The sequence below is a fragment of the Arthrobacter sp. Y3222053 genome, from assembly GCF_059092805.1.
Window position 1 is genome coordinate 292230 of record NZ_JBNHIA010000003.1, and the last position, 12737, is coordinate 304966.

At 72.4% G+C, this 12737-nt stretch carries 10 protein-coding genes; 6 read left to right on the forward strand and 4 right to left on the reverse strand.

Features of this window, described 5'->3' with window-relative positions:
- Window positions 1-102 precede the first annotated feature (102 nt).
- Window positions 103-588: a metallopeptidase family protein gene (locus tag AC5RUW_RS09370; RefSeq protein ID WP_494160450.1), complete on the forward strand. Its 486-nt coding sequence runs from the start codon at window positions 103-105 to the stop codon at window positions 586-588.
- On the opposite strand, the gene AC5RUW_RS09375 is transcribed toward AC5RUW_RS09370, so the two are convergent.
- The 3 genes from AC5RUW_RS09375 to AC5RUW_RS09385 are packed head-to-tail and all read right to left on the reverse strand — an operon-like array spanning window position 582 to window position 6126.
- Complete coding sequence (locus AC5RUW_RS09375) at window positions 582-2156, reverse strand: DUF5719 family protein (RefSeq protein WP_494160451.1); 1575 nt, start codon at window positions 2154-2156, stop codon at window positions 582-584. The two genes, AC5RUW_RS09370 and AC5RUW_RS09375, sit on opposite strands and share 7 nt — an antisense overlap.
- Window positions 2156-5599: a glycosyltransferase gene (locus AC5RUW_RS09380; RefSeq protein ID WP_494160452.1), complete on the reverse strand. Its 3444-nt coding sequence runs from the start codon at window positions 5597-5599 to the stop codon at window positions 2156-2158. The genes AC5RUW_RS09375 and AC5RUW_RS09380 overlap by 1 nt, the downstream gene beginning before the upstream one ends.
- Window positions 5600-5628: 29 nt before the next feature.
- Window positions 5629-6126, reverse strand: coding sequence for a WhiB family transcriptional regulator (locus AC5RUW_RS09385; RefSeq protein ID WP_494160453.1), 498 nt, complete (start codon window positions 6124-6126; stop codon window positions 5629-5631).
- A 384-nt stretch (window positions 6127-6510) separates the two neighbouring features.
- Here AC5RUW_RS09385 and AC5RUW_RS09390 point away from each other — a divergent pair, with 384 nt between their 5' ends.
- Complete coding sequence (locus tag AC5RUW_RS09390) at window positions 6511-7275, forward strand: TIGR03089 family protein (RefSeq protein WP_494160454.1); 765 nt, start codon at window positions 6511-6513, stop codon at window positions 7273-7275.
- Here the strand turns inward: AC5RUW_RS09390 and AC5RUW_RS09395 are convergent.
- Window positions 7253-7816 (reverse strand): GtrA family protein, encoded by a 564-nt coding sequence (locus tag AC5RUW_RS09395; protein ID WP_494160455.1) that lies wholly within the window; start codon window positions 7814-7816, stop codon window positions 7253-7255. The genes AC5RUW_RS09390 and AC5RUW_RS09395 overlap by 23 nt on opposite strands.
- Before the next feature lie 182 nt (window positions 7817-7998).
- Between AC5RUW_RS09395 and AC5RUW_RS09400 the strand changes: the two genes are divergently transcribed.
- The 4 genes from AC5RUW_RS09400 (at window position 7999) to manA (ending at window position 12737) form a co-directional block, all read left to right on the forward strand.
- Complete coding sequence (locus tag AC5RUW_RS09400) at window positions 7999-9168, forward strand: 5-(carboxyamino)imidazole ribonucleotide synthase (RefSeq protein ID WP_494160456.1); 1170 nt, start codon at window positions 7999-8001, stop codon at window positions 9166-9168.
- Complete coding sequence (gene purE, locus AC5RUW_RS09405) at window positions 9165-9692, forward strand: 5-(carboxyamino)imidazole ribonucleotide mutase (protein ID WP_494160457.1); 528 nt, start codon at window positions 9165-9167, stop codon at window positions 9690-9692. The genes AC5RUW_RS09400 and purE overlap by 4 nt, the downstream gene beginning before the upstream one ends.
- Before the next feature lie 7 nt (window positions 9693-9699).
- Window positions 9700-11289, forward strand: coding sequence for an LCP family protein (locus AC5RUW_RS09410; protein ID WP_494160458.1), 1590 nt, complete (start codon window positions 9700-9702; stop codon window positions 11287-11289).
- A gap of 101 nt (window positions 11290-11390) precedes the next feature.
- A complete protein-coding gene (manA, locus tag AC5RUW_RS09415) occupies window positions 11391-12737 on the forward strand; it encodes a mannose-6-phosphate isomerase, class I (protein WP_494160459.1) in 1347 nt (448 codons plus the stop codon).

Sequence of the window (12737 nt, forward strand, 5' to 3'; positions counted from 1 at the left end):
TACAGCGCCGGGCTGCGGCAGGGCCGAAGGCACGCCGTGCCTGCCGACTCCCCCGGCCCGGTTGCCGGGACGGCGACCCGGGCCAAGGGTTACAGTGGGCGTATGTCTCCTGCATCGCCGCTCCGGATCGATTCCGAGGCTTCCGGCACCGGCCGGCCGTACCGGCGTCGGCGGCGGAACCGGCACGGCCGGGGGCTGCGCGGAGAACTGATCCCCCGGCATCTGGCCGGCTCCCGCACCCGGGGGGAACGGTTCGAGGACTGGGTCATGGAGTCCGCCGCCCGGCTGGAACGGATCTGGGGCGAACAGCTCCAGTCCTACCAGTTCATGGTGGCGGAGATTCCGCCCGGGCTGGAGGACCTGGCCCGGTCAGGGGAACCCGTGCCCCTGGGCGCTGCAGAACCTGGCGGCCGCGGCCGGCCCCCGGTGATTACCGTGTACCGCCGCCCGGTTGAATCTGCCGCCCGGGGCCTGGTCGCCGTGGAGGAGCTGGTCCACGACGTGGTGGTCGAGCAGCTGGCCGCCCATATGAACCTCGAGCCCGAAGCCGTGGACCCGGGCTACGGGCGTTACCGGCCGCTTCAGTAGCCGAGCCCGACCTCCACGCTGCGGCCGCCGATGCCGCCGCGCGGCACCGGCAAGGTCGAGATGCCGGTCTCGCCCGTGGTCACCACCTGCGCGGCATACACCTCGTCTCCGGCGGAACTGATCAGCAGGGCTGACGTACCGTCGCCGCCGACGTCCGAGGGTGCGATCGTCACTGTGCCGTCCGCAGCCAGGTCGAGCAGGCGCTCACCCGCCACAGCCCCGTCCGCGCCCAGGGCCACCAGCTGCACCTCGGCCGGACCGGCGGGAGCGGTCAGGACCAGCGAGGCGCTGCCCGCAGCGGGGATGAGGGCGAGCTGTTCGCCGCTGAGCCGCGCTGCGGAGGGCGCGACGGCGAAGTCGGCCGGCGCTTCCGGATCCGTGCCGCGGCTGAACACGGCCGCCCCGAGGACCGCAACGTCGGAGGTCAGCTCCAGCGTCCAGCTGCCCGGCGGCAGGTCCAGGGGCAGCAGCACCGACCGGCCGGCGGGCACGTCGGACCGTTCCGCAACCACCTGCCCGCGGCCGTCGGTCCCGATGGCACGGACCGTCACGGCGGCCGGCGTGGTTCCCGGGACGGTGACCTGCACCGCGCTGGCTGCGGAGGCGTAGCGGTCGCGGCTGAGCCGGGCCGAGTCCTGGGCGGGCTGCAGCCTCAGGCCCGGAATGACCTGGCGCTGCGCCGGCGACGCGGCCGGCTGGATCAGTTCGACACCGCCGGGGGTGAGGCCGCGCAGGATGTTCTGCTGGATGACCGCGGCGACCGGACCGCCGGAGCTGCGCACGTGCACCGCCACCGCCTCCTGCCCGGCGGCCAGGCCCGCGAGGACCACGGAGCGGGTCTCCCCGGGGGCCACCGCGAGGCCGCGGGTGCCGGCGGACTGCACCGGGCCCTCCCCCGTGTAGATGTCCAGGTCCACGCTTGCCGCGGTCGCCGAAGCGTTCGTCAGCTGGAGGACCGTGGATACGCCCACGGTCGTCCTGGCCCCGGCCAGCCATATGTCGTTGCCGGGCGCCTGGCAGTTTGCGGCCGCGAGGCCGGTCAGGTCGCCGTCGTCCGCGGTGAAGGTGAGCTGGGCGTTGGCGAGGGCCTGCCGCACGCCTGCGGGGTCCACCCTCAGCACGGTCGCCGCTCCGACCTCCTGCGCGGGCAGCGTGGCAGCTCCGCGCACGTTCGTCAGCGGGGTCTCGTCGGAGCCGCCGAGGGCACGCACGGTCTCTCCGGCCAGGGTGTCCAGCCGTGCGCCCGGGGCCGCGCTCCCGGCCTCGGCCAGGACCAGGGATTTCACCCGGGTACGAGCGGATTCGGACGCGGGGCTGAACTGGGCGTCCGTTCCGGCGACGTTTCCCGAGAGCAGCCGGGGCGGCTCGGCGCAGACAGCCGCCAGATCCGGGGCCGGAACCTCTACCGGCGGCGCCGCCACCGTCCGCCCCGCGCCGCCGGCACCGGCCAGCGTTCCCGCCGCCACCAGCGCGGCGGTGACCGCAATGATTCCGGCTCCCGCGGCGGCCCGGCCCGGACCGGCACCGGTTCCGGCGCGCCGGGCAGGTGCCGCCTTCCTGACTGCCATCAATGTGCCTCTTCCTCGTGGCGCGTTTTCTCGGCAGCGGGCCGGCCTGCCGGCTTCTCCGCGTCGGTCATGTCGTTGGGCCGGGACGCCGGCGGTTCCCCCGTGTCCGTCACCGGGCCCGGTGCGGCAGCCGGTGCGGCGGCCGGTGCGGCGGCCGGCGGTGCGGGCGGCGGAGCCTGTGCGGTTCCGGCCGCTGCGCCGGGCAGCCGCGGAGCCGTCCGGCGGGCGGGGACCGGAACGGCCAGCAGCAGCGTCAGGGCCAGGACGGTGACCTGGACCACTTCGGTCCACGGCTGCCAGGGGCTGCTGTACCCCACTTCCAGGTGGCCGCCCTCCGCCGGCAGCGCGAAGGCCTGCGCCCACCCGTCCGTCGCGTCCTCGAGGGGCCGGCCGTCCAGCCGGGCATACCAGCCCGGATCGCTGCGTTCGGACAGCACCAGCCGGCGGCCCTCGCTGCCCGGCTGCAGCTCGCCCGAGGCGTCCTGCAGGCCGGAGTCCAGGACGGCTTCCGCGGCCCCGTCCTGCGCTTCGACCCGCACCCGTCCAATCTGCCCGGAGTCGGCTTCCGTGCCCTGCTCATCGAGGTCTCCGGTGACCCGCCAGAGCCAGCCGGCATTCGTGCTGCCGACCGCGGCGAGGCCGGGTACGGCGTCGATCCGCGAGGCCAGCAGTTCCGAGGCTGTGGAGGAGTGCTGCAGCACGACGAACGCCGCGCCGAGGCGGTGCAGTTCCGCGCCGGGGTCGGTGCCGTTGCCTTCGGTGATGATGGCGACGGCGCGGCGGATGTCCGCGGCCGCGGCGTCGTCACGGGCAAGCTGCCCGGCGGGATCGGAGCCGACGACGGCGCGGGAAGCGGCGGCGGCGGACAGCGAGTCCAGGGTCGTGCCGCTGCCGCGCATCAGCGCCGCCGTGACGGTGCCGGCGGAATCGGTGCCGATCACCAGGGCGTGCGTGTGCTCCGGACCGGTCCCACGGTCCGCGGCCGTCATCGGCAGGGTGGCCGGAGCCGACTCCCGCACGCTGATCCGGCTGCCCGGCAGCACCGGGCCGGCGTCCAAGCCGTCCACGAACGTCGGGACGGTCCAGGCGGCCAGGGAGAGGGCGGGCCCGGCACCCAGCAGCACCGTGAGGACGACGGCGGAGGTGCGGCGTGCGCGCTGCGGCGAGGTCCGGCGTCGGGCGCCCTGCCGGCGGCTCCCCAGCAGTGCCTGCGCGGCGGGCAGGCCCGCAGCAAGCAGGCAGAAGCCCGCAATGCCGACCAGCGGTCCGGGGAACGGGGCCACGATGCCCGAAGCCGATGCGCCGGTGGCGAGGTGGCCGGCGGCCGCTGCGGTGCCCAGCGAGGCCAAGGCCAGCAGCCAGCACAGCCTGGCCAGGCCCGGGCGGGGACCGAGGAACAGGCCCAGCACGGCCAGGACCACGGTCGGCGCCCCGATGATCAGCGCCGCGGCCAGTGCCCAGGGCACAGTCTCCGGCAGCGTTTCCGAGAGTGGATCGAAGATGTCAAAGCGGATCGGGTAGCCCAGCAGCTGCTGCCAGGGGTCCGCGGCGGCGAAGCCCAGGGGAAGCCCGGGGTCTGCAGCGAGTGCCCTGGGGTTCCCGGAAAGGGAGGAAAGGACGTTGGGCAGCAGCACGGCCGCGGGCGGCAGCAGGGCCCACCACAGGGTGCGTGCCCGCCGCCGCAGCCCCAGCATGAGCGCAACGACCGCGAGCACCATGACGGGCACCGTGGACGGAGCACAGGCGGCCAGCACGGCGAAGGCCAGGCCGGCTCCGGCGGCGGCCGTCCAGCTGGGCATGCCGCCGGTGCCCGGACGCGGGCGCACGGGGGCTTCGTTCGGGCCCGGCGCCGCAGCGGTTTCCGTCCCGCCGGCGCCCACCGCCCGTGCCGTGGCCAGCACGGCCAGGGGAATCGCCAGATGCGCGATGACAGCCCCCAGCCGGCCCTCCCCCAGGGCCAGGTGCAGCGCCGGGGCGGTTCCCCAGGCCATGGCGGCCCAGAACCGCAGGCCCCTGCGGCGCGTGAACGCACCTGCCGCGAACCAGGCGGCCACCCCGGCGGCGGGCAGCGCGATCAGCAGCAGGACCAGCACGGCGGCGTTGGCATTGCCGGCCCCGGCTGCGCCGAGCAGCCACAGCAGATAATCGAAGGGGTCGCCGTGCCCCGGAGCTCCTGCCCCCACGGCGGACCACCAGCCCGAAGCGTGCGCCCAGATGTCGCCCAGCCGTTCGGAGACGGGCAGCAGAGCGCCGCCGGCCGCGGCGGGCGCTCCGAGCAGTCCGCGCAGCGCGAGCAGCGAGGCGCCCAGCAGCACCAGCGCCGCGGTCAGCGCCCCCAGCCCCACCCAGGTCCGGGAGGGCGCCGCCAGATCGGCGAAGTCATCATGCAGGTCGCCTGTCGGCTCGTGTGCTGAAGGGTCGACGCCGCCGGCCTCATCGGCCCCGGAGACCGCCCGCGACTCGAACAGTGAACGGCGGTGTTCGCGCACCTCGCGCGGTCCGGTCACCAGGGCGTTCACGGCGCTGCGCGGCCTGGTGCGGGTGGCTGCGGCGACACGGCGGGAGCGGGCCAGCTCCAGCGGATGCAGCACGCCGGCCACGCTGGCCCCCAGGGAGCGGACGGCATAGCCGGGCTGCTTGGCGACCATGCCGAGCAGGAAGCGCCACAGCCCGCCGAGTACCGCGCCCACGGCCAGGAACGGCACCTGCCAGCCGGGAGCATGCTTGAGGCGCAGCTGGATTTCGCTGCGTCGTGCGGCCCAGGCGGCTTGGGCCGCGGGCGTCCTGGAGCCGGCGTGGCGGATCCTCGCCTGCGGCACCACGACGACCCGGTGACCGGCCAGGCGGGCCCGCCAGCAGAGGTCGATGTCGTCGCCGGGCCCGGGGAGTGCGGGGTCGAACCCGCCGAGGGCGGTCCAGACGTCGCGACGGACCAGCATCCCGGCCGAGTTGACGGCGAAGGTGTCGCTGCGCGCGTCGTACTGCCCCTGATCCAGCTCGTCGGCGTCGATCAGGGTCAGGCGTTCCGCCCAGCGGCTGACGGAGAGACCTGCTTCAGCCAGGCGGCGCGGGTTGTTCCAATCCACCAGCTTGCCGCCGGCCACGGCGACGGACGGGGCGCGCTCCACGGCCAGGAGCAGTTCCTCCAGTGCCCGGGGATCGGGAGCGGAGTCGTCGTGCAGCAGCCAGATCCATTCCTGCTCGGCGCCGTCGGAGAATGCTGCGGGAAGTTCAGCCAGACCGGCGCTGACCGCCGCCCCGAAGCGGCTGCGCCCCGGAGCGGCAATCACCGGGCTGCCTACCGGAAGGCCCAGCTGGAGCAGGGATGCGGAGGCGTCGTCGGACCCGGTGTCCACGCCGATGCAGAAATCCACCGGCCTGCTCTGACCGGCCAGGGCGGCCAGGGTGTGGGGAAGGTACTGCGCGCCGTTGTGGGCGACCACGACGGCACAAACACGGACACGCGAACGAATTAGACTGCCCGCTTCCTGAGCCGACGGCGTTCACGCTCGGATAGCCCGCCCCAGATGCCGAAACGCTCGTCATTGGCCAGCGCATAGTCCAGGCACTGCACACGGACGGCGCAGCCGGCGCAGACCTTCTTCGCGTCCCGCGTGGAGCCGCCCTTCTCAGGGAAGAACGCTTCGGGGTCGGTCTGGGCGCAGAGCGCGTCGGCCTGCCAGCCCAGCTCACCCTCGTAGTCGCCGGCGTCGCCGGGCAGGCCGATCCAGGTGGGAGCGGGCGCCGGGGCGAACAGCGCGACGGGCGGATCGAGGTCCTCCGACCCGTCCAGGGCTTCGTGCGCGGCAAGGAAGGCGGTTGCCTGTTCCTCAAGGCTCGTGGCCTCGTCCTGGCGGTAGCGGTCCGCTGCGGAGGGATCGGCCGGATCGACATACCAGTCGCCGGGCACGGACCGTCCCGCGTAGGGTGCAGCGGCAGAGACGTCGTGCGTTTGTTCAGCTTGCCCCATGGATTCCTCCCGGTGTTATTGCCCCAGCAGCGGATGGATGGCCCGCGCGGAGTCGCGGACGTCGACTGCGAACGTGGATTGCTGGAACAAATCCGTACCCAAATTACACGTGTGTAATACGGCGGCGTCAAGCTGTCCCGGCATCCTATACAACTCCTCGGTGATTCCCGGACTTCGCCACGCCCGGGATTCCCGCAGGTACTTATCGGCGCGCCGGTCCCGGGGGTTAGCAGGAACGGCACACCACGCCGTTCAGGGCTCACCGGAACGGGCGCCGGGCGCTTCCGCCGGCTGGTGCCTTCCGCCCTCCGGGCGGGGCTTCCGGCCGCCGGGCCGCCGGTAGCATCGAAGCGTCAGCGTTTCCGGACAGAAACCGAGGTTCCCATGGACAACCCGATGCAGGCCCTGTTTTCCCAGCTGCGGACCACCCAGGCCAGTTCGCCGGCCCTGGTCTGGTACGGCGCTGATACGGAGCGGGTGGAGCTGTCCGGAAGGGTGCTGGAGAATTGGGCGGCCAAGACCGCCAACCTGCTGGTGGAAGAGCTGGATGCCGCGCCGGGGACGGCGCTTCGGCTGCACCTTCCCGTGCATTGGAAGGCCCTGGTCCTGATCCTCGGCGCCTGGGCGGCCGGCTCGGCGGTGGAGGCAGGGCAGTCCGACGGCGGCCCGGCCGCGGCGGACCGGGGCACGGCAGGCGAGGCCGGCGTCGAGGTCTTCGCGACAGCCTCCGCGCAGCGGGAAGCACTCGACTCGGCTGCAGGAGTGCCCATGGCGGTGGCCCTCGGAGCGCTGCAGATGCGCTGGGACCAGGACCTTCCGGCCGGGGCCGTGGATTACGCCGCCGAGGTCCGCTCCTTCGCCGACAGCTTCGACGACTTCGGCACACCGTCCCCGGTGCAGCCGGCCCTGGCCACCCCGGAGGGGGCCCTGCCCTGGTCGGCGCTGGAGGCCGGCCCGGGGTTGGACGGCGCCGCCGGGGACGGGACGCCGGTGGTGCTCGTGCAGGCGGAAGCCGGGCTGCTTCGTGCAGTCGAGGCCGCCCTGGCCGCCTGGCAGGCCGGCGGGACGGTGGTCCTCACCGGAGACGGGCGGACGCCGGACGCGGCACTGCTGGCTGCGGAGCGGGTTACGACTCGGTCCGGGGCCTGACGGCTTCGGGCCGCGCGCTGGACGCCTCGGCCGGCTTGGCGGCCTGCCGCGGACTGCCGAGGATCGCCTCGGCGTCGGCCTCAAAACCGGGCTCCTCGTCCAGCTCGGCGTTGAAGACCCAGAAACGGTAGGCGAAGAACCGCAGGACCGTCGCGACGACGATCCCCACGACCCCGGCCATGAACAGCACGTTGTTGTCGGTGATGCCCATCGGATACCGCGCCACCCAGGTGAAGCCGGTGGAGATGACAATGCCCACGCCGTTGATGAGCAGGAACTGCGCCAGTTCCCGGCCCACGTTCGACTGCCTGCGGTGCCGGAAGGTCCACCAGCGGTTGGCCACCCAGGAGAACAGGGTGGCGATCGAGGCCCCCACGAAGCGGGCCTTGGCCGGGCTGCCTTCCAGGGCACCGTGCATGAGGATCCAGGTCATCGCGTTGTCGATGACGAAGGCCACGGCCCCCACCGTTCCGAACTTCGCCACCTCCCGCCAAAACAGGGAAGCCAGGCTCCTGATCCGTGCCGACAACGTTGCAAACATGACCCTCCGTGGGCGTTAAAGCGTAAATCCCGGAGGCAGGGCGCACCGGGGTGGGGAGGCCGCGGCAGAAGCACGGCGGCCAGAGCGATAATACCTGCCAACCTTGGCAGTTTCCCCGGCGCACCCGATGATCGGCCGTTAACCGAGCAGGTTCGTCCGGCCGCGTTCGGTACCCTTGGGATGTGACTTTTCCAGTAATCGGCGTAGTTGGCGGCGGCCAGCTGGCGCGAATGATGGCACCGGCCGCCACCGCCCTCGGCTTTGACCTTCGGGTCCTGGCCGAGGCTCCCGACGTCTCCGCCGTCTCCGCGGTGCGCGCCACCGACGTCGGCGACTACCGCGACTACGACACGCTGGCGGAGTTCGCCCGCGGCGTCGATGTGCTGACCTTCGACCACGAGCACGTGCCCACGGAGCACCTGCGTGCCCTGCAGGCCGCCGGCGTCAACGTCCAGCCCGGACCCGAGGCCCTGGTTCATGCCCAGGACAAACTGGTGATGCGAGCCGCGGTCGAGCGGCTCGGGCTGCCCAATCCGCGCTGGAGCGCCGTGGCCTCCGTCGGAGAACTGGTGGACTTCGGCAAGGCGGCCGGCTGGCCGGTGGTCCTGAAGACTCCCCGCGGCGGTTACGACGGCAAGGGGGTGCGGATCATCGCCGACGCCGCCGACGCCGAGGCGGCCGCCGACTGGTTCGGTCAGGGCCCGCTGCTGGCCGAGGAGAAGGTGCCGTTCTCCCGTGAGCTTTCCGCCCTGGTCGCGCGCACCCCCGGTGGTGCCTGCGCCGCCTGGCCCGTGGTCCACTCGATCCAGGTCGACGGCGTCTGCGACGAGGTCATCGCGCCCGCCCAGGAACTCTCCCCGTCAACAGCCGAGGCCGCCCGTGACGCGGCGCTGCGCCTGGCCGCCGAGCTGGGCGTCACCGGAGTGATGGCGGTGGAGATGTTCGAGACCCCGGGCCGCTCCCCCGGCTTCCTGATCAACGAGCTGGCCATGCGCCCGCACAACTCCGGGCACTGGACCATGGACGGGTCGGTTACGGGGCAGTTCGAGCAGCACCTGCGCGCGGTCCTGGACCTGCCCCTGGGCGCGACCGATCTGCTGGGCGGGGTGGCCGTGATGAAGAACTATCTTGGCGGCGCCAACCAGGACCTCTTCTCGGCCTACCCGGCAGCGATGGCCGCCGAACCCGGCGTCAAAGTGCACGGTTACGGCAAATCCGTCCGCCCCGGACGTAAGATCGGGCACGTCAACGCCGTGGGCCGCAGCGCAGCGGACCTGCCGGCACTGCGCCGCAGCGCCGCCCGGGCGGCTGCGATCATCCGCGACGGCCGGGATTCGGAAGGACAGGAATGAACAAGGCGCAGACCCCCCTGATCGGTGTGGTGATGGGCTCGGACTCGGACTGGGCCGTCATGGACGCCGCCGCGGCCGCCCTGGCGGAGTTCGACATCCCCTTCGAGGCCGATGTGGTTTCGGCCCACCGGATGCCGGAGGAGATGCTCGAGTACGGCCGCACCGCACACCGCCGCGGGCTGCGGGTCATCATCGCCGGTGCCGGCGGCGCCGCGCATCTGCCCGGCATGCTTGCCGCCCTCACCCCGCTGCCGGTGATCGGCGTTCCCGTTCCGCTGAAGTACCTCGACGGCATGGATTCCCTGCTGTCCATCGTGCAGATGCCCGCCGGGGTCCCGGTGGCAACCGTCTCGGTGGGCGGTGCCCGCAACGCCGGCCTGCTCGCAGTACGGATGCTGGCCTCCGGAACCGACCCTCTGGCCGCCAAGCTGCAGCAGCAGCTGGTGGACTTCGCCGACGGCCTGCGCCGCACCGCCATGGCCAAGGGCGCCAACCTTCGCGCGTCCGTCGCCCCGCCCGCCTAGGCCCGCCGTGACTCATCCCGCCTCAGCCCGCACCGGCACGCCGCTGACCGACCCGGTCCGTTATCCGCAGGCCGCACCGGAGGGCCTGCGCACGCGCCGGGCCTTCATCCTGCTGCTGCTGACCCTGGTCCTGCCGGGCTCCGCCCAGGTGGTCGCCGGAGACCGGCGGCTGGGCAGGCGGGCGCTGCTGGTCACCTTCAGCATCTGGATCCTGGCCCTGGCCGCCCTGGTGCTCGCGCTGACCAGCCGTGCCCGGCTGGTGGATTTGCTCACCCACGGGTGGATGTCCATCGTCATCATCGCGGTGCTGGCGCTGCTCGCCGTCGGCTGGGCGCTGCTGTTCCTTGATACGCTGCGGATCATCCGCCCGCCCCTGCTCCGCCGCGGCGTGCGCCCCGTCGTCGCCGTGTCCCTTGCCGCCCTGATGGCGGTGACCAGCGGCAGCCTCGGCTACGGCGCCTACCTGCTGAACGTGAGCCGACAGACCGTGGGCAGCGTCTTTCAGGCGGGGCCCGCCTTCGATCCGGTGGACGGCCGCTACAACTTCCTGCTGATGGGCGGCGACGCCGGGGCGGACCGCACCGGCCTGCGCCCCGACAGCATGTCGGTGATCAGCGTTGACGCGAAAACCGGCAAGACCTCAACCTTCAGCCTGCCGCGCAACTTCCAGAACGCCCGCTTCGGAGCGGACTCCCCGCTGTGGGAGATCTGGCCCGGGGGATACAACTGCGGCGACGAGTGCATCCTGAACAGCCTGTACCAGGTGGTCACCGACAACTACCCCTACCTCTACCCGGAGGGAACGGATCCCGGAGCCGAGGCCATGATGGATGCCGCCAGCGGCATCCTGGGCCTGGAGGTGCAGGGCTACGTCACGGTGGATATGGCCGGGTTTGAACGGCTCATCGACGCCATGGGCGGCATCACTGTCAACGCCGGAGGCTGGGTGCCGATCACCGCGGGCGAGATTCCCGGTACCAACCGGCACTATCCGCCGGACGGCTGGATCCCTCCGGGAGTGCAGAAACTGGATGGCTACCACGCCCTCTGGTACGCCCGCTCCCGGGAATTCGTGACCGACTACCACCGGATCTCCCGGCAGCAGTGTGTCCAGCAGGCGATGATCAGCCAGCTGGATCCGGCCACCCTGCTCACCCGCTTCCAGTCCATCGCCTCCGCCGGCGAACAGATGGTGACCACCAACATTCCCGCCGACCAGCTGGGCAGCTTCCTCGACCTGGCCCTGAAGGCGCGCAGCCAGCCGGTGGAAAGCATGACGATCGGCCCGCCGGACTTCGGCACCGCAGCGGACAACTTCGTCACCTACCCGGATTTCGACCTCATTCATGCCCGGGTGCAGGAACGGCTGGCCGCCGCCGCGCCCGAACCGGCTCCCCGGGAGGCGGAAGCGCCTGCGGAGGAACAGGCCCCCGCCGAAGACGGCGCCGCGCAGCCCGAGGCCCCCGCGGCCGAACCGCAGCCCGCCGCCCCCGCACCGGACATCACCGAGGAGTACCTGCAGGAACTGGCTGTCCTGCAGGACGACGCCACCCTGGGCATGCTGCTGGACAACAACGGGCAGTGCTCCCCCGGGTAGCCCTGCCCCTGACCCGGCCCGCACCGCCGTCGTCGTCCCGACGCATGGTGCCCGGGCTGTCCCGCACGCCCACCGCAGCACCGACCCCGGGAGGGAAAGAAATGTACCTGCTGGACAACACCGTCCGCCCCTATGCCTGGGGATCGCGCACGGCCATGGCCGAGCTGTTTGGCCGTGAGCCGTCCGGGGAGCCCGAGGCGGAGCTGTGGATCGGCGCGCACCCAGGTGCTCCGTCCGCCCTGCGTCCTCCCGTCGGGGACGGGGCCACCCTCGATGCCCTGATCGATGCCGACCCGGAGGGAACCCTGGGCTTCGAGGCCATGGAGCGCTTCGGGCCCCGGCTGCCCTTCCTGGCCAAGGTCCTTGCCGCCGGGTCCCCCCTCAGCCTGCAGGTCCATCCGACCGCCGAGCAGGCCCGGGCCGGGTTCGCGGCGGAGGAACAGGCCGGCCTGGACCGGGCCGCGCCCGACCGCAACTATCGGGACGAGTTCCACAAACCCGAAATGATCCTGGCACTGACGCCCTTCGATGCGCTCTGCGGCTTCAGCCGTCCGGAGGCCTCCGCGCAGCGCTTCCGGGCCTTGAATGCCATGGTCCAGGGCACGGGAACTCCCCTGCCGGATCTGATGGAATGGATCACGGCGGAACTGGAATCCGGGCGCCCCGAAGCAGAGCGCTGCTCGGCGGTGTTCCGCCGCCTCATCCGCGGCGACGAGGAAGTTGTGGAGGCCGTCCGGCTGGCGGTGTCCGCCGTCGCGCCGCTGCGCCGCCCCGGCGCTGAAGGCGGGGAGGACGACGGCGACGGCCACCTGCGTGAGCTGGCCACCGTGGGCGAGCTGGGCGGGCTGTATCCGGACGACGCCGGCGTACTGATCTCCCTGCTGCTCAACCGGGTGTGCCTGCGGCCCGGCGAGGCGGTCCATCTGCCCGCGGGAAACCTGCACGCGTATCTGTGCGGAACCGGCATCGAAGTGATGGCCTCCTCCGACAACGTGCTGCGCGGCGGCCTGACCCAGAAGCACGTTGACGTGCCGGAGCTGCTGAAGACCGTCGACTTCCGGCCGATCGATCCCCCGCTGGTCCAGCCCCGGTTCACCGGAATGGCCCAGGAGCTGTACCGCCCGCCGTTCGCCGAGTTCCAGCTGCAGCGGCTGGAACTGTCCAGCCGGGAGGCGGCCGAGCCGGCCTATGATCCGGCGCACACCATGTCGGGTGCGGACGTGCCGGTGCTGCAGAACGGGCCGACGGTGGTGCTGGCCGTGCGCGGCACGATCCTCCTGGATTCCCCGAAGGGCAACCTGCTGCTGGAGCAGGGATCCAGCGCGTTCATTCCGGCGGCCGAGGCGCCGGTGATCGCCAAGCTTTCCGCCGACTCGGCACAGCACGCGCAGGGGGCGCTGGCTTTCGCCGTGACGACGAACATGGACCAAGAAGTCGACGAAAGGTAG